The sequence below is a fragment of the Bradyrhizobium sp. HKCCYLRH3059 genome (assembly GCF_051168035.1).
Classification (GTDB): domain Bacteria; phylum Pseudomonadota; class Alphaproteobacteria; order Rhizobiales; family Xanthobacteraceae; genus Bradyrhizobium.
The window spans coordinates 692,803-713,193 of the sequence record NZ_JBNPUF010000002.1 but is presented as its reverse complement, the minus strand read 5'-3'; the positions used below and the strand labels follow the sequence as shown (position 1 = coordinate 713,193).

Here is a 20,391-nt window from a genome sequence, read left to right as displayed (position 1 = left end):
GATCAGGCCGGACGGCTGATGGTCGCGCGCAGGCGCGGATCGACCACGGTGTAGAGGATATCAACCACGAGATTGATGGTGACGAAGATCAGCGACACCATCATCAGGTAGGCCGCCATGATCGGGATGTCGACATTCTGCACCGCCTGCACGAACAACAGGCCCATGCCCGGCCATTGGAACACCTGCTCGGTGATGATCGAGAACGCGATCACCGAGCCGAACTGCAGGCCGACCACGGTGATCACCGGCACCAGCGTGTTGCGCAGGGCATGGCCGAAATGAATCGCGCGCGTGGTCAGCCCACGGGCACGAGCGAAGCGGATGTAGTCGGTGCGCAGCACCTCGAGCATCTCGGCGCGAACCAGCCGCATGATCAAGGTCATCTGGAACAGGCCGAGCGTGATGGAGGGCATGATCAGCGCCTTCCAGCCGGAGACGGTGAACAGGCCCGATGTCCACCAGCCGAACCTGACGGTGTCGCCGCGGCCGAACGACGGCAGCCAGCCCAGCGTGACCGAGAACAGGTAGATCAGGAGGATGCCGATCAGGAAGGTCGGCAGGGAGATGCCGATCAGCGACAGCATCTGGAACAGCTTGGCGAGCAGGGAGTCGCGGTGCAGCGCCGAGAACACGCCCATCAGGATACCGCAGAACAGCGCCAGGATCGTCGCGCAGACCGCGAGCTCCAGGGTGGCGGGCATGCGCTCCTTGAGCAGATCGGAGACCGGCTGCCGGAACTGATAGGAGACGCCGAACTTGAACTGCGCCGCGTCGAACAGATAGCGACCGAACTGCACGATGAAGGGATCGTCGAGCCCGAGCGACTGGCGGATGCTGGCCCGTTCCGCGGCCGACGCGTCGATCGGCACGATCTGGCTCACCGGGTCTCCGGCGAAGCGGAACATGGCGAACGCGATGATTCCGACGGCGATCATGACGCCGATGGCCTGAATTGCTCGGCGAAGCGCGAAGGCGAGCATCTGATCCTTTCAGGTCCTTCGAGATGCGGCGGCGCGTAGCATCTGCCGCAGGAAATGAAAAGTCCCGAAAAGCAGTTCTGCTTTCCGGGACTTGTCGTTGCGTCTGGACTACTCGGTCTTGGTGGCGAGGAACAGCAGCACGGCGTTGTCGGCGCGCAGCGGAATCTTCACCTTCTTCGAGACGCCCCAGGCCACCGCCTGCTGATGCAGCGGGATGTAGCCGTAATCGTTGATGCCGATCTCGAAGGCCTGCTTGATCAGTTGATTGCGCTTGGCGGTATCGGTCTCGACCAGGACCTTGTCGGTCAGGGCGTCGAACTCCTTGTTGCAGTAATTGCCGAGATTGGCCTCGCCCCGGGTCGGGTCCTTGGCATCGTCACGGCAGCCCATGATGTCGTGCATCACGTTGTGCGCGTCCATCGAGGAGGGCGTCCAGCCGAGCAGGAAGAACGAGGTGTTGTAGCCGCCGGGCTTCAGCACCTTGGCGAAATACTGCGCCTTGGGCTGGGCGTTCAGGTTCACCTTGACCCCGATGCGGGCGAGCATGCCGACCACGGCCTGGCAGATCGCGGCGTCGTTGACGTAGCGGTCGTTCGGGCAATCCATGCCGACCTCGAAGCCGTCGGGATAGCCGGCCTCGGTCAGCAGCTTCTTGGCGGCGTCCGGATCATATTTCGGCCGGGTGAAGTCCTTCGACAGCGCATAGAGCTGCGGAGCGATCATCAGCGCCGACGGGGTCGACAGGCCGCGCATGACGCGGGTCTTGATCAGCTCGACGTCGATCGCCTTGTAGAAGGCCTCGCGGACGCGGATATCCTTGAACGGGTTCTTGCCCTTGACGTTGGAGTACAAGAGCTCGTCGCGCGTCTCGTCCATGCCAAGGAAGATCGTGCGCAGCTCCGGTCCCTTCAGGACCTGGGCATTCGGGCTGGAATCGACGCGGCCGATATCCTGCACCGGGACCGGCTCGATGACGTCGACCTCGCCGGACAGCAGCGCGGCGACGCGCGTGGCGTCGGAGGCGATGGTGGTGAACACGATCTCCTTGAGATTGTGCTCGGGCTTGCCCCACCAGTTCGGATTGACCTTGAACACGGTCTTCACACCGGGCTGATGGCTCTCGATGATGAAGGGGCCGGTGCCGTTCTCATGCAGCGCGGCGTAGCTCGGCGTGGTTGCCGACACCGGCGTCGGCGCGACCGAGTTGTTGTCCTCGCACCACTTCTTGCTCATGATGTACCACGTATCCCATTGCGAGATCAGGATGGGATTGGGGGCATCGAGCTTCACGTCGACTGTGTAGTCGTCGACCTTGATGAATTTTGCGTCCGGCGGAACGTTGGAGAGGAAGTTGGAACCGGTGGCGCGGACGCGATCGGCGGAGAAGATCACGTCGTCGGCCGTGAAGGGTTCGCCATTGTGGAACTTGACGCCCTTGCGCAGATGGAAGCGCCAGCGGGTCGGCTCGGGCGTTTCCCAGCTCTCGGCCAGCGCGGGGATGATCTTGAGATCCTTGTCGCGCGCGGTCAGTCCCTCATAGACGTGAGCATGGTGCGCAATCGTGGTCGATTCCTTGAAGGTGTAGGGATCGAGCGATTTCAGGGTGCCCTGGTTGGCATAGCGCAGGGTCTGGGCCGAAGCCGGCATGACGGCGAGGCCGAATGCGACCGCTGCCGCGATGAGCAGGGATTTGCGTCCCGACATATGTCCAAATTCTCCGCGTTTGACGCTTGGTTTTTCGGCAGGCGCGATTGTGTCCGGCCTGTTTTGCTTCGAAGTTCGTGTTGTCTGCAGCGCCTCTTGCACGAACTTCAAGAAGCAACAAGACGCCGGGCGATATGCCTGCAAGTCTGATGCCGCGCCGGAATGAACTGATCCCGTTGGCTCTGGCCTGGCGGTGCGTCGTGCGACCCGCGGCAGATCGATCCGAATATGTTGCCAGAGTTCAGCGGCGGCACACAAGTGCAGTTTGTTTAAGCCTAAACGATATGGTTATCCCCCCGCCGCCGCTGTGCGGCGCACGCGAGCGGCGGCTTCCGGGATGGGGCTGAGGGCTCGCCGGATTGACCATGTCCCGGGAATTGCGCACCTGCAGCAACGCGCCGCTTGCTAGAGGGGGGCCGGCGCGGTGATACTGGACCCCCCCTGCCGCGAGTCCGGGATGGTCTTCCTGGTGAAGGGAGCCCGGCCCGGGGCTCGCGTCGGGATGGTTCGAACAGCGGAGCGGACATGAAAGTCAATATCGAGATCGATTGCACACCGCTCGAAGCGCGGCAGTTTTTCGGACTTCCCGATGTCGGTCCGATGCAGGCTGCGGTCATGGACCGGCTGCAGAACCAGATGACGAGCAACATCGACAAGCTCACGCCCGAAGCCATCATGCAGAGCTGGTTCACGTTCGATCCCCGCTTGGCCGAACGGTTTCAGGACCTGATGCTGACCATGACAGGCCTCGGCGGCAGCCGCTCGAACGACAAGAAGTCGGCCTGACGCGGCCGACGGCCGCACGGATTACGCTTGCGCGGAACTCCGAAGGGACGTGGCGTGACGTCACGGCATGGAGCAGGCTCCATGCCGGAGCCGAAGACCGGTCGAAAAAGACCGGCTGAACACTTCAGGGGAGGACGCATGACCGATCCGTCTTGGATGCCGGCGCTGCAGTTCGCGACGACCAACGGCATCCGCATGGGCTATTACGAGGCGGGCCCCGTCAGCGACCGGCCGCCGATGATCCTCTGCCACGGCTGGCCGGAGCTGGCCTTCTCCTGGCGGCATCAGATCAAGGCGCTGGCCGAGGCCGGCATCCGCGTCATCGCACCCGATCAGCGCGGCTATGGCGCGACCGACCGGCCGGAGCCGGTCGAGGCCTATGACCTCGAGCATCTCACCGCCGACCTCGTCGGCCTGCTCGATCATCTGAAGATCGACAAGGCGATCTTCGTCGGTCACGATTGGGGCGGCTTCGTCGTCTGGCAGATGCCGCTGCGATACCCCGACCGAGTCGCGGGCGTGGTCGGCATCAACACGCCGCATCTGCCGCGCGCGCCCGCCGATCCCATCGCCATCATGCGCAAGCGGTTCGGCGACATGATGTACATCGTGCAGTTCCAGGATCCCGCACGCGAGCCGGACCGCATCTTCGGCAGCCGTGTCGGGGAGACCTTCGATGCCTTCATGCGCAAGCCGCTGCCGCGCAGCGATACGCCGCCGACGGAGCCGCCGGACGGCGGGATCGCAGCCTCGCCATCGCTCAACCTGGCGTTCCCGCAGATGATCGCAGCCTATGACGCCGCCAAGGACACGCGGCAGCCGATCCTGTCGGAGGCGGAGAAGCAGGTGTTCGTCGACACCTTCACGCGCACCGGCTTCACCGGCGGCATCAATTGGTATCGCAACATGACGCGCAACTGGCAGCGCGCCGAAGGGCTAGATCAAACGGTGCGCGTGCCGTCGCTGATGATCATGGCGGAGAACGACGCCGTGCTGCCGCCCTCGGCCGCCGACGGCATGGAGAAGCTGGTGCCGGACCTGGAGAAACATCTCGTCCGCGACAGCGGCCATTGGACGCAGCAGGAGCAGCCCGCGGAGGTCAGCGCCAAGCTGATCGAATGGCGGCGGCGACGGTTCGGTTGAAGAACGGCCGAGGCAGATTGCACGTCCGAGTGAGAGGCTGCGGCCGAGCCAAACAACAACAGATGTCGTCAAGCCTGCCGACGCAGCGCGTCGGCTCTCCTAAGCCGCCTGCGGATTCGCGCCGTGCGCGTGCTCGGCGATTGCGTCGATGATCTGCGGCCACATCGGCCGCGGAGTAGCGTGACCCATGCCGTCGATCATCAGGAGCTTGGCATTCGGAATCGACTCCGCCGTGTCCTTGCCGGCGGTGGGATGGACCAGCGGGTCGACCTTGCCGTGGATCACGAGTGTCGGCGCCGTCACCAGATGCAGCCGCGGCTTGCGGCTGCCGGAGGCCAGGATCGCGCGCAACTGACGTCCGACGCCGGCGGGATTGATGCCGCGCGCGAAGCAGCGTTCGGCGAGTGCCACGTCATTTACCTCGTCCTCGGGAAATGAGCCGACGCGCAGCGCCTTCCAGGTCTTCTGGAAGCGCTTGATGTAGTCGTCCTTGGTCTTCGGCGGCGGCGCCATCAGCAGCATCGCGACCTCGCGCGTCGGCGGCGGGATGCGCGGATTGCCGGTCGTCGACATGATCGACGTCAGCGAGCGCACGCGATGCGGAAAGGAGATCGCGATCTCCTGCGCGATCATGCCGCCCATCGACGCGCCGACCAGATGCGCCGACTTGATGTCGAGCGCGTCCATCAGGCCGACCGTGTCCTTGGCCATGTCGAGCAGCTTGTAGGGCGCGGAGACGGGAATGTTGAAGAAGCGCAGCTTGATCAGCTCGAACGGGGTCAGCCGGCGGCCGCCATGCAGCTTGCTCGATTGGCCGATGTCGCGGTTGTCGAAGCGGATCACGCGGAAGCCGCGGCTTGCGAGCTGTTCGCAGAACTCGTCGTACCAGATGATCATCTGGCCGCCGAGGCCCATGATCAGCACGAGGGGAGGGGCCGCCGGGTCGCCGAAGATCTCGTAGCAGATGTCGATACCGTTGGCGCGCACAGTCTGCGGCGGCTGATGAGCAGTTGCAGTCACTTGATCCCTCGTTCAAGGCCTTGGAACCCTCTATGGCATGGTTCTGTTGGTCGAGAGAAGCAAGCTACAAGTTCTCCCGCACCGCAGCGAAGGCGTGCTATGATAAGTTGTGTTTGAGTCTTGTATTGGTCTGAAGGAGCGTGCCGATGGCGAACAAAGCTGGCGACCCGATCGCATTCTGGCAGCAGATGGTCGGAGAGATGCAGAAGAGCTTCAGCGCCTTCACGCGGCTGCGCCCGATGGGTGCGACGCCCCGTCCATCCTCCGATGGTCCCGCAACTGGTTCAGGAAACGGACAGAAGCCCATGGTTGATCTGATGGAAAACTACTTCGCCGGCATGAACGTGCCGAGCCGTGGTCAGCTCACCGCCTTGAATGAGCGGCTCGCCTCCATCGAGGGCGAACTGGCGGAGACACGGGTGTTGTTGAAGGAGCTGCTGGCTTCCGCGCAGGTGCCCGCGACGACGCCCGCCGATCTCGCTCCGCAGTTGAATGAGATCAAGAGCGTGCTGGATTCGCTTCTCTCCGCGTCCAAGGCGCCGGCGCCAGTCGTGGCGCCGCCGCGCGACGTCACGCCGGACTTGAAGGCGATCAAGGACTTGCTCAACGAGCTTCTTGCCGCGACCAAGGCTCCGCAACCGGCGGCAAAACCCGCCGTCGACGTCACGCCCCAGTTGAGCGAGATCAAAGCATTGCTCGACCGGACGCTGAACGCCGCCAAAGCACCCGATCCGTCACCGACAGTCGCGATCGAGGCAGAGCTGCGCGAGATCCGGGCCATGCTCGACACGTTGATGAAGCCGTCTCAGCCCGTCGACGCCGCGCCCAAGGCTGATGAGGCGGCTCCAAAGCCGGCCGAGCCGGCCCGGCCGGGGAAGAACCGCAACAAAAAGCACGGCGGCGCCCCTGCCGAGCACTGAGGCTCACCCGAACGTTCCGACGTGCGGCGGGTCGCTCAGCGGTTGCCAGTCCTTTCCTCCCATCCAGGATGGTGCGTTGCAACATTTATGTTGCGTCGCACCATCCAGAATGATATAGCTGAGTCACTCCGGTTTCATAAGGGACGGAGCGAGCCATAGCTCAGAAGCATTGAGGATGGAGACAGCCATGACCACCGAGACCAATACCGTGTTCGACACCGTCAAGGACGCCTTTGCACCGGTGACCGACGCGTTCAAGAATCTGCAGACGATGGAAGTGCCGGAGTCCGCGCGGGAGTTCGTCAAGAAGACCGCGTCGACCGCCAAGGAGCGCGCTGCGGAGGCCCTCGCTGGCTCCGAGAAGGTGACGTCGGCGATCGAGACCGCCGTGTTCGACGGCGTGACCGAGGCCGGCAAGATCAGCCGGAACATTCAGCAGGCGCTGTATCAGGACACCGAGGCCTTCTTCGACGGCATCGACCGGCTGGCGTCCGCCAAGTCGATCAGCGAAGCCGTTCAGATCCAGGGTGAGCTGGCCCGTGCCCGTGGCGAGGCGCTCGTCGCCCGCGCCAAGTCGACCAGCGAGTATGTCGGCAAGCTCGTCACCGAGGGTGCAAAGCTCGCCCAGGAGAACATGGCCAAGGCCTACAACAAGACCGCCTGAGCGCGTCTCGCGCGTCGGACGATCAACCTGCAAGGCCCGCATCGTGCGGGCCTTTTCTTTTGCGATCGGGTGAAACCGGCTAAAGCCTTCGCCATGCCGCAGCCGCTGTCCCGGATCGTCCATCAGCTCAAGAGCGAGCCGTCGCGCACGGGGTCGCTGATCATCACCGTGTTCGGCGACGCCATCGTGCCGCGGGGCGGCAGCGTTTGGCTCGGCACCTTGCTCGCCTTCTTCGAAGGGCTCGCCATCGACGGCAGCGTGGTGCGCACGGCGATGTCGCGGCTGACGGCGGAAGGCTGGTTCGAGCGCACCAGAATAGGCCGCAACAGCTTCTATCGCCTGACCCGGCGCGGCGAGCAGACCTTCGCCGGTGCCACCCGCCACATCTACGATTCGCCGCCGGCGGAATGGAACGGCAGCTTCGAATTGCTGCTCATCGGCAGCGCCGATGATCGCGAGCAGGCGCGCGCCGCCCTGCGCGATGCCGGTTTCGGCAGCCCGCTGCCCGGCGTGTTCGTGGCCCCCGCGAGCATCGCCGTCCCTGACGCTGTGGAGGGGGCTGTCCGCCTGCAGGCCTCCGCCGGCTCCGACATGGCGCGGCGGCTCGTCGCGGAGAGCTGGGCGCTGGAGCGGACGGCGGAGGCGTACCGCAAGTTCAGCGCCTCCTTTGCGCCGCTCAAGGACAGCATCGCGCGCGGCGAGGCGCTGTCCGACGGGCAGGCCTTCACCGCCCGGATCCTGCTGATCCACCACTATCGGCGCATCGTGCTGCGCGATCCGCTGCTGCCGGCCGAGCTGCTGCCGGGGAATTGGCCGGGACGGCAGGCCCGGGCGCTGTGCGGCGAGATCTATCGGTTGCTGCTGCCGGGTTCCGAGCGCTGGCTCGACGCGCATGCGACAAATGAGGAGGGGCCTCTGCCGGCGGCCGGAGCGGCGCTGCTGCGGCGTTTCGCCGTCGAAAATGAGGTCCGTTGATATATTACAGAATTCGATTGCACGGATGAAATCTCGTTATATATTGGCGTCAACCAAGTCCTGGGAGGACGCCGCCGCATGTACACGCAGGCGCTCAATTCGCCCGAGGAGGGCAGCTTCGCCGAGGACGCTGGACGCGCCTCGCGCTTTCAGGCGCGCATCGATGCCGAAGAGCGCATCGAGCCGAACGATTGGATGCCGGCGGCCTATCGCAAGACGCTGGTCCGGCAGATCTCGCAACACGCCCATTCCGAAATCGTCGGCATGCTGCCCGAGGGCAACTGGATCACGCGCGCGCCGAGCCTGCGCCGCAAGGCGGCGTTGCTCGCCAAGGTCCAGGACGAGTGCGGCCACGGGCTGTATCTCTACGCCGCCGCCGAGACGCTCGGCGCCTCGCGCGAGGAACTGGTCGATGCGATGCTCGCCGGCAAGGCCAAGTACTCCTCGATCTTCAACTACCCGACCCTGACCTGGGCAGACATCGGTGTGATCGGCTGGCTGGTCGACGGCGCCGCGATCATGAACCAGATTCCGTTGTGCCGCTGCTCCTATGGTCCGTACGCGCGCGCGATGATCCGCGTCTGCAAGGAGGAATCGTTCCATCAGCGGCAGGGTTACGAGATCATGCTCACGCTCTGCCGCGGCACGCCCGAGCAGAAGGCGATGGCGCAGGACGCGCTGAACCGCTGGTGGTGGCCGGTGCTGATGATGTTCGGCCCGCCCGACCAGGCCAGCCAGCACAGCGACACCTCGACCAAGTGGAAGATCAAGCGCTTCTCGAACGACGAGCTGCGCCAGAAGTTCATCGATGCCACCGTGCCGCAGGCGCAGTATCTCGGGCTCACCATTCCTGATTCCGAGATGACGCAGGACGAGCAGGGCCATTGGGTGCACGGCCCGATCGACTGGAACGAGTTCAAGCAGGTGCTGGCCGGCAACGGCCCGTGCAACCGCGATCGCATGGCCGCGCGCCGCAAGGCGCATGCCGAGGGCGCTTGGGTGCGCGAGGCCGCGACCGCCTACGCCGAGAAGCGCGCGCGGCGCCGGATGGCACAGGCTGCCGAATAGGACAGGGAGATCGAAATGGCGACGCCGAACACGCCGTTGTGGGAAGTCTTCATCCGCAGCCGCAACGGGCTTGCGCACAAGCATTGCGGCTCACTGCACGCGCCGGATGCGACCATGGCACTGCAGGCGGCGCGCGATCTCTACACCCGCCGCGGCGAGGGCCTGTCGATCTGGGTGGTGCCGTCGAGCGCGATCACCGCGTCCGATCCGGCCGACAAGGGCATGATGTTCGAGCCGGCGGAGTCGAAGATCTATCGGCATCCGACGTTCTACGAGGTGCCCGAGGAAGTCGGGCATATGTAAGTGCGGACGGCCGTCAGCCGTCGTTATTGCGAGCGCAGCGAAGCAATCCAGACTGCCGGCTCGGATGAATCCCCGGATTGCTGTGCTCGCAATGGTTGAGTTCGTGGCGGGCCTGATCGGATCACAACCATGACCGCTCCCTCGATCACCGTCTGCGAAACGCCGCTGGTGCTCTACACCTTGCGCCGCGCCGATGATGCGCTGATCCTCGGCCATCGCCTCTCCGAATGGTGCGGCCATGCGCCTGTTCTCGAAGAGGACATGGCGCTCTCCAACATGGCGCTCGACCTGATTGGCCAGGCGCGCGAGCTCTATGGCTACGCCGCCAAGGTGGAGGGTCACGACAATGACGAGGACAAGCTCGCCTATCTTCGTGATGTCAGGCAGTACCGCAACCTGCTGCTGGTCGAGCGTCCCAATGGCGATTTCGCGCACACGATGGTGCGGCAGCTGTTTTACGCCGCCTTCGCCGATCTGTATTGGCGCGGCATGATGGGCTCGACCGATGCGACGCTGGCGGCGATCGCGGCCAAGTCGGAGAAGGAATGCGCCTATCATTTGCGCCACGCCAGCGAATGGGTGATCCGGCTCGGTGACGGCACCGACGAAAGCCACGCCCGCGCGCAAGCCGCGATCGATGACCTCTGGGCCTATACCGGCGAGATGTTCAGCGTCGACGAGAGTGAGCGCGGTCTGATCGACGCGGGTATCGCGATCGATCCGACGCAACTGCTGCCGGAATGGCTGTCGAGCGTGTCGCATGTCGCGCGCGAGGCGACCCTGGTGCTGCCGGAGAACGAGTGGATGCAGCAGGGCGGCCGCGACGGCCGCCACAGCGAGCATCTCGGCCATCTTCTCAGCGAGCTGCAATATATGCAGCGCAGCTTTCCCGGTGCGACATGGTAGTTGCGGATTTCAGCCCGGCCGAGCTGCGCCAGCGCGCCTGGGACGCCGCGGCATCGGTGGCCGATCCGGAAATTCCGGTGCTGACGATCGACGATCTCGGCGTCCTGCGCGAGGTCGAGGTCGTCGGCGACCGCGTCGAGGTCGCGATCACGCCGACGTATTCCGGCTGTCCGGCGATGAACATGATCGCGCTGGAGATCGAGCTGGCGCTGGAGCGCGCCGGCTTCCGTGATGCCCACGTTCGCACGGTGCTGTCGCCGGCCTGGACCACGGACTGGATGAGCGAGGCGGGGCGGCGCAAGCTGCGGGAGTACGGCATCGCGCCGCCGCAGCCGTCGAGCGGGCGCCGCGCTCTGTTTGGCGTGGCCGAGGTCGCGTGTCCGCAATGCGGATCCGTCGACACCGAGCAACTCGCCGAGTTCGGCTCGACCTCGTGCAAGGCGCTGTGGCGCTGCAGATCGTGCCGCGAGCCGTTCGATTATTTCAAGTGTCACTGATGCAGCAGCCGTCATCGCGAGCGCAGCGACTTGTCCGCCGAAGCCCGAAGGGCGTAGGCGGAAGCGATCCAGAGTCCCGCGCGCGGTCCTGGATTGCTTCGTCGCTTCGCTCCTCGCAATGACGGGAGGATGAACCCGATGTCGACCACGCCACGCTTCCACCGTCTCGCTATCCGTGACCTGCGCCGCGAGGCGCCCGATGCCGTGTCGCTGACCTTTGCCATTCCGAACGAGCTGGCGGCGGACTATCAGTTCGCGCCGGGGCAATATCTCACGTTGAAGACCACGCTCGGCGGCGAGGAGGTGCGGCGCTCCTATTCGATCTGCTCCGGCCCCGATGATCACGAGATCCGCATCGCGGTGAAGCGCGTCGATGGAGGCGCGTTCTCCAGCTTCGTCACTGACGAACTGAAGCGCGGCGACGAGATCGACGTGATGACGCCAACTGGACGTTTTGGCGTGGCATTGCAGCCGGAGGCCGCGCGCACCCACGTCGGCTTCGCGGCGGGCTCCGGAATCACGCCGATCCTCTCGATCGTGAAGGCCGTGCTGGCGCGGGAGCCGCACAGCCGCTTCTTCCTGTTCTACGGCAGCCGCACCACCGCAGGCATGCTGTTCCGCGAACAGCTCGAGGAGCTGAAGGATCGCTTTCTCGACCGCTTCTCGCTGTTCCACGTCATCTCCGGCGAGGAGCAGGATCTGCCGATCCTGCACGGCCGGCTCGACGGCGAGAAGGTGCGCGTGCTGCTGCGCTCGCTGGTGCCGGCCGAGAGCGTCGATCACGTCTTCATCTGCGGTCCCACCGGGATGAGCGAGGATATCGAGGCCGCCTGCCGCGCGCTCGGGATCTCCGACGACCGCGTCCATGTCGAGCGCTTCGTCTCCGGCGCCGGCGGCAAGCCGCGGCCCAAGATGGTCGTTCCGGACTCGGCGCCGCCGAAGGCCATCGCCGCCCTGATCATCGACGGCAAGCGCCGCGAGGTTCCGGTCGCCGACGGCGAAGCCATCCTCGACGCCGCGCTGCGCGCCGGCGTCGACCTGCCGTTCGCCTGCAAGGGCGGCATGTGCTCGACCTGCCGCGCCAAGCTGGTGGAGGGGAGAGCGGAGATGGAGCTGAACTACTCGCTGGAGCCATGGGAGCTGCAGGCTGGTTTTGTGCTCACGTGTCAGGCCAGGCCGGTGACGGAGCGCGTGGTGGTGGACTACGATCATGTGTGAGGTAGTGGCCGCGAAATTTCGACTGCTGATCGAGGCTTATGTGATCACGCTCGCTCGGCTCGCTCGCTGCACCTCGCCCCGCTTGCGGGGAGAGGTCGGATTGCATCGTTAGATGCAATCCGGGTGAGGGGGACTCTCCGCGAGTTCGGTGCGTGGAGAGTCCCCCTCACCCCAACCCTCTCCCCGCAGGCGGGGCGAGGGAGCTCACCGTCATCGGCGCTCAATCTCGATTTCATCTCTGAACGGCTACCCCACCGGCCGCTTGTCCTTGATCCGTTTCGCCTTGCCGGCCGAGCGCTCCAGCGTGTCGGGTGGGACGACTTTCACCTTTGCCGTGAGGCCGATGGTGTTCTTGATGTGGATGGAGATGCGCTCGGCGTGCGCGCCGAGGCCGGTCTCGTCCCAATGCTCGGGGCGCGACTCCGCGTAGATGGTCAGCTCGTCCATGCGGCCCTCGCGCGTCAGCTCCAGCATGAAATGGCCGCCGCACCACTCGGTCGACAGCAGGATCTCCTCGATCTGTGACGGGAACAGGTTGACGCCGCGCAGGATGATCATGTCGTCGGAGCGGCCCGTGACCTTCTCCATCCGTCGCATTCCCGGCCGCGCGGTGCCCGGCAGCAGCCGCGTCAGATCGCGGGTGCGATAGCGGATGACGGGAAAGGCCTCCTTGGTCAACGAGGTGAACACCAGTTCGCCCATCTCGCCGTCGGGCAGCACCTTGCCGGTGTCGGGATCGACGATCTCCGGATAGAAATGATCCTCCCAGATGTGCAGCCCGTCCTTGGTCTCCAGGCATTCCTGCGCCACACCAGGGCCGATCACCTCGGACAGGCCGTAGATGTCGGTGGCGTCCATCGCGAACGCATCCTCGATCTCGGCGCGCATCGCATTGGTCCACGGCTCGGCGCCGAAGATGCCGATCCTGAGCGAGCTCTGCCGCGGATCGAGGCCCTGACGCTTGAACTCGTCGAGGATTGCCAGCATGTAGCTTGGCGTCACGGTGATGATGTCAGGGCGGAAATCATTGATCAGCTGCACCTGCCGCTCGGTCATGCCGCCGGAGATGGGCACCACCGTGCAGCCGAGCTGCTCGGCGCCGTAATGGACGCCGAGGCCGCCGGTGAACAGGCCATAGCCGTAGGCGTTGTGGATGATCATGCCGCTCCGGCCGCCGGCGGCGCGGATCGAGCGGGCCATCACGGCCGACCAGGTCGCGATGTCGTTCCTGGTATAGCCGACCACGATCGGCTTGCCGGTCGTGCCCGAGGAGGCGTGCACCCTTACCAGTTGCTCGCGCGGCACGGCGAACATGTTGAACGGGTAATTGTCGCGCAGGTCGGTCTTCACCGTGAACGGAAACTTGGCGAGGTCGGCGAGCTCGCGGAAGTCGGAGGGATGCACCCCCGCCTTGTCGAAGGCGCGGCGGTAATGGGCGACGTTGTCATAGGCGTGCTTCAGCGACCAGGCGAGCCGGCTCGTCTGCAGCGCCATGATCTCGTCGCGCGAGGCACGCTCGGCAGCGTCCATCTCGGGAACGTAGCTGCCGGTCGATTGAAGCTTGGTCGATGTCATGGTCAGGTCCTCCGGCAGGGGCGCGGGGCGATGGGGAAGCGGATCAGCTCGCGGCGGCCGGGACCAGCGTGCCGCCGATGCTGCGGGAATGGCCGCGGAATTCGGCGATCACCGTGTCGCCTGCCGTAACGCGGACATCATAGATGCCTGAGCGCCCGCTGCGGGATACCTCGTGCGCGCGAGCAAGCAGAACGTCGCCGAGCTTGCCGGGGCGGATGAAGCTGATGCTGCCCTGTGCGGCCACGGTGCGGTCGTTGTGCGAGTTGCAGGCAAAGGCGAAGGCGGAATCGGCCAGCGTGAAGATGAAGCCGCCATGGGCGATGCCGTGGCCGTTGACCATGTGCGGCTGCACCGTCATCTGCAGCGTGGCGCGTCCGGGGCCGATCTCGACGATGTGCATGCCGAGCCCCTGGCTGGCGCGGTCGTCCTGCCACATCGCGTCGGCGCAGGCGCGGGCGAGAGCGTCGGCGGAAAGTGTCGCCACGCCGCTCACCGTGCGGCCTCCATGCATGCGCAATGCGTCGGCCACCCCTGAGGATGCGCTTCTGAAATCACGGCGTTCTCTCCCGTCGATGCTTGTTGGAACAAGCATTCTCATCTAGTTAGGTGCGACATCGTGGCAAATATTCTGCGCGCGTCAAGCGAAAGCGCTGCCTGCGCAACGCGCGTGTTGTCCGCAACCGGAAGGAATCCCGAACGTGCCCGAAGCCGCCAATCTGGCCATGATGGCCGGTCTCATGATCGGCCTGGTCTATGGCGTGGTGGGGCTGCTCAGCGGCTTCTGCATGATGAGCAGCCTGCGCGGCTGGTGGGCCGACGGCGACCGCCGGCTGGTGCGAACTTACGCCCTGGCGATGGGCATTGCCATCATCGCCACACAGCTGCTCGCGGCCAACGGCGCCGTCGATCTCGGCAAGTCGATCTATCTGCAGCCGACGTTCTCGGTGCCGCTGATGCTCTTGGGCGGTGTTCTGTTCGGCTACGGCATGGTGCTCGCCAACGGTTGCGGTTCGCGCGCGCTGGTGCTGCTCGGCCGCGGCAATCTGCGCTCCCTCGTCGTCGTGACCGTGCTCGCGATCGCGGCGGAGATGACGTTGAAGGGCCTGATCGCGCCGCTGCGCATCGCGCTGATGCAGGGCTCGCAGACCGCCGCGACCGCGACGTCGCTGCCGGCTGTGCTGTCGGTCGGTGGCCTGCATGGTGCAGCGGCGCGGCTGCTGCCGGCGCTCGGGCTCGGCGGCGCGCTGATCGTCTTCGCCCTTGCGCACGCGCCATTCCGGCGCGCGCCCGGCCAGATGTTCGCCGGCCTCGTCGTCGGCCTGCTGATCGCGGCCGGCTGGTTCGCGACCGGCACTCTCGGCGCGGACGATTTCAACCCCGTGCCGGTCGCGTCCCTGACCTTCGTCGCGCCGATCGCCGATGCCCTGCAATACATCATGCTGTCGACCGGCTCGACCGCCAATTTCGGCATCGCCACCGTGGCCGGGGTGCTCGCCGGCAGCCTCGTCACCGCGGTGGCGACGCGGCGCTTCAAGCTCGAAGGCTTCCACTCTCCGCATCACATGCTGCGCTCGGTTGGCGGCGCCGCGCTGATGGGCATCGGCGGCGTGATGGCGCTGGGCTGCTCGGTCGGGCAGGGCCTGACGGGACTGTCGACCCTGGCGCTGCCGTCCTTCGTCGCCATCGCGGGAATCTTCATCGGCACGGCGGCCGGCCTGCGCGGAGCGTTGCGCGTCAGGCCGCTGAAGAGCGAGCCGCAGGCCGCGCGTTAGTCTCATTGTGTCACGACCACCGTCGTTCCGGGGCAATCGTCGATGCGAAGTCGCGAAGCGGCTGCGCGTCGGCGATTGAACCCGGAATCTCGACATTGCCGGAAATGGACGCAAGACAATCTCGGGATTCCGAGTTCAAGGCCTCACGGCCTTGCCCCGGAATGCGGTGGTTGTGACTCAGTCGAATGAGCTCACTCCGTCGCGCGCGTGACGATACGGATCTCCGACGTCAGCGTCCGGTGCACCGGGCATTTGTCGGCGATCTCCATCAGCTTCCTGCGCTGCTCCTGATCGAGCGCGCCGTCCAGGTGGATCTCGCGGTCGAGCTGATCGATCAGCCCGACCTTGGTCTCGCACTCCGCGCAGTCCTCCGCATGGATCTTGCTGTGGCGCAAGGTGACCGTGATGCGGTCGAGCGGCAGGAATTTGCGGTCGGCATAGAGCCGCATCGTCATCGAGGTGCAGGCGCCGAGCGCCGCGAGCAGGAGGTCGTAGGGGCCCGGGCCGGTGTCCTGGCCGCCGACCGAGAGCGGCTCGTCCGCGGTGAGATGATGCGGGCCGAGCGCGATGGCCTGCTGCAGCTTGCTCGACCGGGTCTCGCGCACGACCACGTCGCGCGGACCATCTGCGGGCGCCGGCTCGGCGGCCGCGGGCGCGACGTAACGGCCGGCCCAGCTCGCGATCACCTCGGCGATGTAGGCTGCGTCCTCCTTCCTGCTGATGAGATGATCAGCGTGATCGAGCGAGATGAAGCTCTTCGGATGCCTGGCGGCGATGAAGATCTTCGTCGCGTTGTCGATGCCGACGGTGTCGTCGACAGGCGAGTGCATCACCAGCAGCGCCTTGTGCAGATGCTTGACCCTGTCGAGCAGGCGCTGCTCGACGACGTCGTCGAGGAACGAGCTGCTGATGCGGAACGGACGGCCCGCGAGCGAGACCTCGGCCGAGCCGTCGCGGCGGATCGCCTCGAGGCTGTCCTTGAATAGCGCGGTGACGTGGCCCGGGTCCGAGGGCGCCGCGATCGTCACCACGGCTTTCGCATCGGGAATGTCGCCGGCGGCGGCCAGCACGGCGGCTCCGCCGAGGCTGTGGCCGATCAGGATCGCCGGCGCCTGTCGGGTCTCGCGCAGATGATTGGCGGCGCGGACGAGGTCGGCGACGTTGGAGGAGAACGTCGTATTGGCGAAGTCGCCTTCGCTGGAGCCCAGGCCGGTGAAGTCGAACCGCAGCACGGCGATGCCATGCGCCGTCAGCGCCATGGCGATGCGCCGCGCCGCATGCGTGTCCTTGCCGCAGGAGAAGCAATGCGCGAACAGCGCATAGGCCCGCGGCGCGCCATCAGGCAGATCGAGCGCCGCGGAGAGCTTGTCGCCGCCTGCGCCTTCAAACTGGAAACGTTCGGTCGGCATGATGTGGTCTCCATCCGTTGCGTCTTCACCGCCGTGCGAGGCGATGACACGGCATCGTTCCCCGTTGTCATACAACAGATCTGGCCATACGCGTAGACATGGTGGCATACCCTCGCGGCCTGCACGGCCCGAGCTCTGCGGATCTTCCACCCTCTTGAAACAAGAGGGCGCAGGGAAGGTCGGGAGCCTGCCGCCCCCATGGCCCGCCTGCGGAAAAAATGCAGGCGGCAGAACCACAGGTACGGCTGAGGACATCCCGGCCTTCCCTGCGCAATGGTTGGAACGGCTTATACGTGCTCTCTCCGGGGAACGGCTTTCTTGCCCCCGTCATCGCGATGCGCGTCATCCGCACCACGACTTGACGCCAGCACCGCGGCGCCGAGACCACACGATTTCACCGTGCGCACCGGATCGTTCGTCCGCACGGAAGACCATGCTGCGACCCGTCGCGCCCACCGCATCCCGCGCTCCACGTCCGTGACGATCGCGATACGCCCCTCTGCAACGAGGCGGGATGGCGAGGAGTAAATCACGATTTTCAGAAATTAGCAAGAGGGAGATTATTTGGGGGGCGAGGCTGGACGTGGGACCACATGATTGACGCCAACACCTTCCGGTCAGACCGAGGGCTATCGCATTTGACGATCGGAGTTTTGTGCCGCCTGTCTCCAGGTCGTCATGGCAGGGCTTGTCCCGGCTATCCACGCCGTTCGGCATGCTGGGAACGAAGTGGATGCCCGGGACGAGCCCGGGCATGACGGAGTAACTAACTGGTGTGATGGTTCGTTACGACGTAGGTCAATATGCGATTGGACTGCGATCGGCCCGGACCAGCGATCGATCTCACGACCAGGCGCCGATCAGTCTCGCGGCGGCAACAGCTCGATCTCCTGTTCGCCATGCCGGATCGCCGTCGGCAGGTCCTGCGAGACGAGATCGGTAATCCATCGGACGAGCGCCGGCAGCGCTTCGTCCTTCGCTTGCCGGCGGAGTGGGGGCAAGTCCCGCTCGTGCGCGGTGCCGACCTTGATGTTGAGACGCTCATAAGGAATGTCGCCGTCCGGCGGCCGATATCGTGCATCGAACAGACGCCTGCCGTGGCTGCGAACGAGGTGGATGCGAATGCCGCCGAGATCTCTTGCGGTCAGTGCGGCGAGGATGACGCTCGGCTTGAGAAGGTACCCATAGCCTTTGGGGATCTTGCCGGTTTCTGAAGTGAACTCCATGCTGCATCTCTGGCATGTTCGAAAATTGAGCGCGTAGGGTGGGCGAAGCGAAGCCTGCCCGCCATTCTTTTTCCATTCAGCTTTATTCAGAACAGGCGAGGGTTGGCACGACGCTGCAAGCCTTTGCCCACCCTACGGTCCTGTCAGCCCGTCAGTCCGAATAGCGCTGCTCGGCCCAGGGATCGCCGCGGTTGTGATAGCCGCGCACCTCCCAATAGCCGGGCTTGTCGGAGTCGAGAAACTCGATCGCCTTCAGCCATTTCGCGCTCTTCCAGAAATACAGATGCGGCACGACGACGCGCACGGGGCCGCCATGCTCTCCAGTCAACGGCGCGCCGGACCAGCTATGCGCGAGCAACGCATCCTCGGCGGCGAAGTCTTCGAGCGTCAGGTTCGTCGTGTAGCCGTCATAGGAATGCAGCACGACGAATTCAGCGCTGTCACGCGGCCGGCAGGCGGCGAGCAGGTCACGTGTGGCGAGCCCTTCCCATTGATTGTCGTAGCGCGACCAGGTCGTGACGCAGTGGATGTCGGAGACGAACTGGCGCTGCTCCTGGGCGAGGAAGGCGCGCATGTCCCAGAACAGCGGGTTCTCGACGGCGCCATAGACATCGAGCCGCCAGCGCTCTGATGTGACCGACGGTGTCAGGCCGAGGTCGAGCACCGGCCAGTCGCGGGTCAGATGCTGCCCCGGCGGCAGGCGCTGGTCCTCCGGCCTGATGATGCGGCCGGTCAGGAATTTGCCCTCGCGCGCCCAGCGTTCCTTGCTGCGGGTCAGCTTGCTCTCGGGCGGCAGGCTGGACTCGTCGGCCATCTCGACACCTCGTCAATTCGTGCGGGCTTTTTCGTGCGGACTCATTCGTGCCGGTGCATCGCGGACGCATGCTTGGTATCGCGCATGCTCGCATAGATCAGCAGCGACAGGAAGATCACGCCGGTGAGATAATAATAGAACCACGTCTCGTGCCCTATGCTCTTGAAGTAGAGGGCGATCGCCGGCGCGGTGCCACCGAACAGCGATACGGTGATCGCATAGGGCAGGCCGACACCGAGCGCGCGGACATTGGTCGGAAACAGCTCGGCCTTCACCACCGCATTGATCGAGGTGTAGCCCGCCGTGAAGATCCAGGCGCCGCAGATCAGCAGGAAGGCTGTGAACGGCTCCTTGGTGCCCTTCAGTACCGTCAGGATCGGGATCGTCGACAAGGTGCCGGCGACGCCGAAGAAGATCAGCAGCGGCTTGCGACCGATGCGGTCGGAGATCGCGCCATACAGCGGCTGCAGCACGCAGGCGAACAGCAGCGAGCCGAAGATCACCATCGTGGTCTGGTCCTCGGTGAGGCCGACCGAGAGTTTCACGAAGGTCTGCATGTAGGTGGTGAAGGTGTAGAACGCGGCGGTGCCGCCCGCGGTCAGGCCGACCACCAGCAGCAGCTCCCGCGGATATTTGAACAGGGCGGTGATCGAACCGGAAGGGCCTACGGTCTTCTTGGCCTCCACGAAGGCTTCGGTCTCGTGCAGGTTCCGCCGCATCACCGCGACGAAGATTGCGAGGCCGGCACCGATCGCGAACGGAATGCGCCAGCCCCAGGCTCGCAATTCTTCCGGGGTCAGGAACACTTTCTGCAACAGCAGGAGCACGATGATCGCGGTGAGCTGGCCGCCGATCAGGGTGACATATTGGAAGCTCGAATAGAAGCCGCGGTGCTTGGCGTCGGCGACCTCGGAGAGATAGGTGGCGCTGGCGCCATATTCGCCGCCGAGGCTGAGGCCTTCGATCACGCGGGCGAGCGCCAGGATGATCGGCGCGGCGATGCCGATGGTGGCATAGGTCGGCGTCACCGCGATGATCAGCGAGCCGAAGCACATGCAGAGCACCGAGACGGTCAGCGACAGCCGCCGGCCATGGTGATCGGCGAGATAGCCGAACAGCCAGCCGCCGAGCGGGCGCATCAGGAACGTCGCGGCGAACACGACGGCGGCGTTGAGCTGCTCGACCACCGGGTCCTTCGACGGAAAGAAGGCCGGCGCGAAGTACAGCGCGAACGCCGTATAGGCATAGAAATCGTACCACTCGACCAGGTTGCCGGCCGAGCCGATCAGGATCGCCTTGATGCGCCGCTCGACGTCGGAGAATGTGGTAGTGTCCGCGGCAGGCGGTAGCGCCTGGTCTGTCATATCCGGTCTCCGGCAAGCATGATTTGCGGCCCTTCTACGGCAGC

General features: G+C 65.2%; 20 protein-coding genes. 11 read left to right on the top strand and 9 right to left on the bottom strand.

Annotated features, from left to right (window positions below; translation table 11 throughout):
- Positions 1-2 precede the first annotated feature (2 nt).
- On the bottom strand, positions 3-983 hold the full coding sequence (locus tag ACQR13_RS10205) for an ABC transporter permease (protein ID WP_315715761.1): 981 nt from the start codon (positions 981-983) through the stop codon (positions 3-5).
- Between the two features lie 108 nt (positions 984-1,091).
- Complete coding sequence (locus tag ACQR13_RS10200) at positions 1,092-2,687, bottom strand: ABC transporter substrate-binding protein (protein ID WP_316186852.1); 1,596 nt, start codon at positions 2,685-2,687, stop codon at positions 1,092-1,094.
- A gap of 525 nt (positions 2,688-3,212) precedes the next feature.
- On the opposite strand from ACQR13_RS10200, the gene ACQR13_RS10195 reads away from it, so the two are divergent.
- Positions 3,213-3,473, top strand: a complete 261-nt coding sequence (locus ACQR13_RS10195; RefSeq protein ID WP_315715763.1) for a DUF6489 family protein — start codon at positions 3,213-3,215, stop codon at positions 3,471-3,473.
- A 138-nt stretch (positions 3,474-3,611) separates the two neighbouring features.
- Positions 3,612-4,616: an alpha/beta fold hydrolase gene (locus tag ACQR13_RS10190; protein WP_315715764.1), complete on the top strand. Its 1,005-nt coding sequence runs from the start codon at positions 3,612-3,614 to the stop codon at positions 4,614-4,616.
- A gap of 99 nt (positions 4,617-4,715) precedes the next feature.
- On the opposite strand, the gene ACQR13_RS10185 is transcribed toward ACQR13_RS10190, so the two are convergent.
- Positions 4,716-5,636, bottom strand: a complete 921-nt coding sequence (locus tag ACQR13_RS10185) for an alpha/beta fold hydrolase (RefSeq protein WP_315826389.1) — start codon at positions 5,634-5,636, stop codon at positions 4,716-4,718.
- A gap of 146 nt (positions 5,637-5,782) precedes the next feature.
- Here ACQR13_RS10185 and ACQR13_RS10180 point away from each other — a divergent pair, with 146 nt between their 5' ends.
- From ACQR13_RS10180 to paaE, 8 genes are all read left to right on the top strand, one after another.
- Positions 5,783-6,556, top strand: a complete 774-nt coding sequence (locus ACQR13_RS10180) for a hypothetical protein (protein ID WP_315826485.1) — start codon at positions 5,783-5,785, stop codon at positions 6,554-6,556.
- A gap of 187 nt (positions 6,557-6,743) precedes the next feature.
- Entirely contained in the window at positions 6,744-7,220 is a 477-nt protein-coding gene (locus ACQR13_RS10175; RefSeq protein ID WP_315715766.1) for a phasin, read from the top strand.
- Between the two features lie 93 nt (positions 7,221-7,313).
- Entirely contained in the window at positions 7,314-8,195 is an 882-nt protein-coding gene (paaX, locus tag ACQR13_RS10170) for a phenylacetic acid degradation operon negative regulatory protein PaaX (RefSeq protein ID WP_434862798.1), read from the top strand.
- 78 nt (positions 8,196-8,273) lie between these two features.
- Entirely contained in the window at positions 8,274-9,263 is a 990-nt protein-coding gene (paaA, locus tag ACQR13_RS10165) for a 1,2-phenylacetyl-CoA epoxidase subunit PaaA (RefSeq protein WP_434862797.1), read from the top strand.
- A gap of 15 nt (positions 9,264-9,278) precedes the next feature.
- Positions 9,279-9,566, top strand: a complete 288-nt coding sequence (gene paaB, locus ACQR13_RS10160; RefSeq protein WP_009025702.1) for a 1,2-phenylacetyl-CoA epoxidase subunit PaaB — start codon at positions 9,279-9,281, stop codon at positions 9,564-9,566.
- A 129-nt stretch (positions 9,567-9,695) separates the two neighbouring features.
- Positions 9,696-10,472, top strand: coding sequence for a 1,2-phenylacetyl-CoA epoxidase subunit PaaC (paaC, locus tag ACQR13_RS10155; protein WP_434862796.1), 777 nt, complete (start codon positions 9,696-9,698; stop codon positions 10,470-10,472).
- A complete protein-coding gene (gene paaD, locus ACQR13_RS10150) occupies positions 10,466-10,969 on the top strand; it encodes a 1,2-phenylacetyl-CoA epoxidase subunit PaaD (protein ID WP_316202278.1) in 504 nt (167 codons plus the stop codon). Before paaC ends, paaD begins: the two co-directional genes overlap by 7 nt.
- 138 nt (positions 10,970-11,107) lie before the next feature.
- Positions 11,108-12,187, top strand: coding sequence for a 1,2-phenylacetyl-CoA epoxidase subunit PaaE (paaE, locus tag ACQR13_RS10145; RefSeq protein WP_434843551.1), 1,080 nt, complete (start codon positions 11,108-11,110; stop codon positions 12,185-12,187).
- A 246-nt stretch (positions 12,188-12,433) separates the two neighbouring features.
- Here the strand turns inward: paaE and paaK are convergent, their stop codons facing one another.
- Together paaK and paaI are read right to left on the bottom strand one after the other, a co-directional pair.
- On the bottom strand, positions 12,434-13,762 hold the full coding sequence (paaK, locus tag ACQR13_RS10140; protein ID WP_315757796.1) for a phenylacetate--CoA ligase PaaK: 1,329 nt from the start codon (positions 13,760-13,762) through the stop codon (positions 12,434-12,436).
- Positions 13,763-13,805: 43 nt separating this feature from the next.
- Positions 13,806-14,255, bottom strand: a complete 450-nt coding sequence (paaI, locus tag ACQR13_RS10135; protein ID WP_315754681.1) for a hydroxyphenylacetyl-CoA thioesterase PaaI — start codon at positions 14,253-14,255, stop codon at positions 13,806-13,808.
- Positions 14,256-14,487: 232 nt separating this feature from the next.
- On the opposite strand from paaI, the gene ACQR13_RS10130 reads away from it, so the two are divergent.
- Positions 14,488-15,534 carry a YeeE/YedE family protein gene (locus ACQR13_RS10130; RefSeq protein WP_434862812.1) on the top strand — a complete coding sequence of 349 codons (1,047 nt, stop codon included), beginning with the start codon at positions 14,488-14,490 and terminating at the stop codon, positions 15,532-15,534.
- A 191-nt stretch (positions 15,535-15,725) separates the two neighbouring features.
- On the opposite strand, the gene ACQR13_RS10125 is transcribed toward ACQR13_RS10130, so the two are convergent.
- The 4 genes from ACQR13_RS10125 to ACQR13_RS10110 all read right to left on the bottom strand — a co-directional run bounded on the left by ACQR13_RS10125 (position 15,726) and on the right by ACQR13_RS10110 (position 20,347).
- Positions 15,726-16,943, bottom strand: a complete 1,218-nt coding sequence (locus tag ACQR13_RS10125; RefSeq protein ID WP_316193923.1) for a bifunctional alpha/beta hydrolase/OsmC family protein — start codon at positions 16,941-16,943, stop codon at positions 15,726-15,728.
- A gap of 860 nt (positions 16,944-17,803) precedes the next feature.
- A complete protein-coding gene (locus ACQR13_RS10120; RefSeq protein ID WP_315754677.1) occupies positions 17,804-18,169 on the bottom strand; it encodes a hypothetical protein in 366 nt (121 codons plus the stop codon).
- A gap of 151 nt (positions 18,170-18,320) precedes the next feature.
- The gene (locus tag ACQR13_RS10115) at positions 18,321-18,983 is read right to left on the bottom strand and encodes a sulfite oxidase-like oxidoreductase (RefSeq protein ID WP_434862795.1); all 663 of its coding nucleotides are present in this window, start codon (positions 18,981-18,983) and stop codon (positions 18,321-18,323) included.
- Between the two features lie 41 nt (positions 18,984-19,024).
- Positions 19,025-20,347, bottom strand: a complete 1,323-nt coding sequence (locus ACQR13_RS10110; protein ID WP_434862794.1) for an MFS transporter — start codon at positions 20,345-20,347, stop codon at positions 19,025-19,027.
- Between the last annotated feature and the right edge of the window lie 44 nt (positions 20,348-20,391).

Coding starts and splice junctions, on each gene's coding strand:
- ACQR13_RS10120 (WP_315754677.1), bottom strand. CDS start 18,169: ATGGAGTTCACTTCAGAAACCGGCAAGATCCCCAAAGGCTATGGGTAC.
- ACQR13_RS10205 (WP_315715761.1), bottom strand. CDS start 983: ATGCTCGCCTTCGCGCTTCGCCGAGCAATTCAGGCCATCGGCGTCATG.
- ACQR13_RS10115 (WP_434862795.1), bottom strand. CDS start 18,983: ATGGCCGACGAGTCCAGCCTGCCGCCCGAGAGCAAGCTGACCCGCAGC.
- paaK (WP_315757796.1), bottom strand. CDS start 13,762: ATGACATCGACCAAGCTTCAATCGACCGGCAGCTACGTTCCCGAGATG.
- ACQR13_RS10110 (WP_434862794.1), bottom strand. CDS start 20,347: ATGACAGACCAGGCGCTACCGCCTGCCGCGGACACTACCACATTCTCC.
- ACQR13_RS10200 (WP_316186852.1), bottom strand. CDS start 2,687: ATGTCGGGACGCAAATCCCTGCTCATCGCGGCAGCGGTCGCATTCGGC.
- ACQR13_RS10195 (WP_315715763.1), top strand. CDS start 3,213: ATGAAAGTCAATATCGAGATCGATTGCACACCGCTCGAAGCGCGGCAG.
- paaC (WP_434862796.1), top strand. CDS start 9,696: ATGACCGCTCCCTCGATCACCGTCTGCGAAACGCCGCTGGTGCTCTAC.
- ACQR13_RS10125 (WP_316193923.1), bottom strand. CDS start 16,943: ATGCCGACCGAACGTTTCCAGTTTGAAGGCGCAGGCGGCGACAAGCTC.
- paaX (WP_434862798.1), top strand. CDS start 7,314: ATGCCGCAGCCGCTGTCCCGGATCGTCCATCAGCTCAAGAGCGAGCCG.
- paaD (WP_316202278.1), top strand. CDS start 10,466: ATGGTAGTTGCGGATTTCAGCCCGGCCGAGCTGCGCCAGCGCGCCTGG.
- ACQR13_RS10130 (WP_434862812.1), top strand. CDS start 14,488: ATGGCCGGTCTCATGATCGGCCTGGTCTATGGCGTGGTGGGGCTGCTC.
- paaE (WP_434843551.1), top strand. CDS start 11,108: ATGTCGACCACGCCACGCTTCCACCGTCTCGCTATCCGTGACCTGCGC.
- ACQR13_RS10180 (WP_315826485.1), top strand. CDS start 5,783: ATGGCGAACAAAGCTGGCGACCCGATCGCATTCTGGCAGCAGATGGTC.
- ACQR13_RS10175 (WP_315715766.1), top strand. CDS start 6,744: ATGACCACCGAGACCAATACCGTGTTCGACACCGTCAAGGACGCCTTT.
- ACQR13_RS10190 (WP_315715764.1), top strand. CDS start 3,612: ATGACCGATCCGTCTTGGATGCCGGCGCTGCAGTTCGCGACGACCAAC.
- paaA (WP_434862797.1), top strand. CDS start 8,274: ATGTACACGCAGGCGCTCAATTCGCCCGAGGAGGGCAGCTTCGCCGAG.
- paaB (WP_009025702.1), top strand. CDS start 9,279: ATGGCGACGCCGAACACGCCGTTGTGGGAAGTCTTCATCCGCAGCCGC.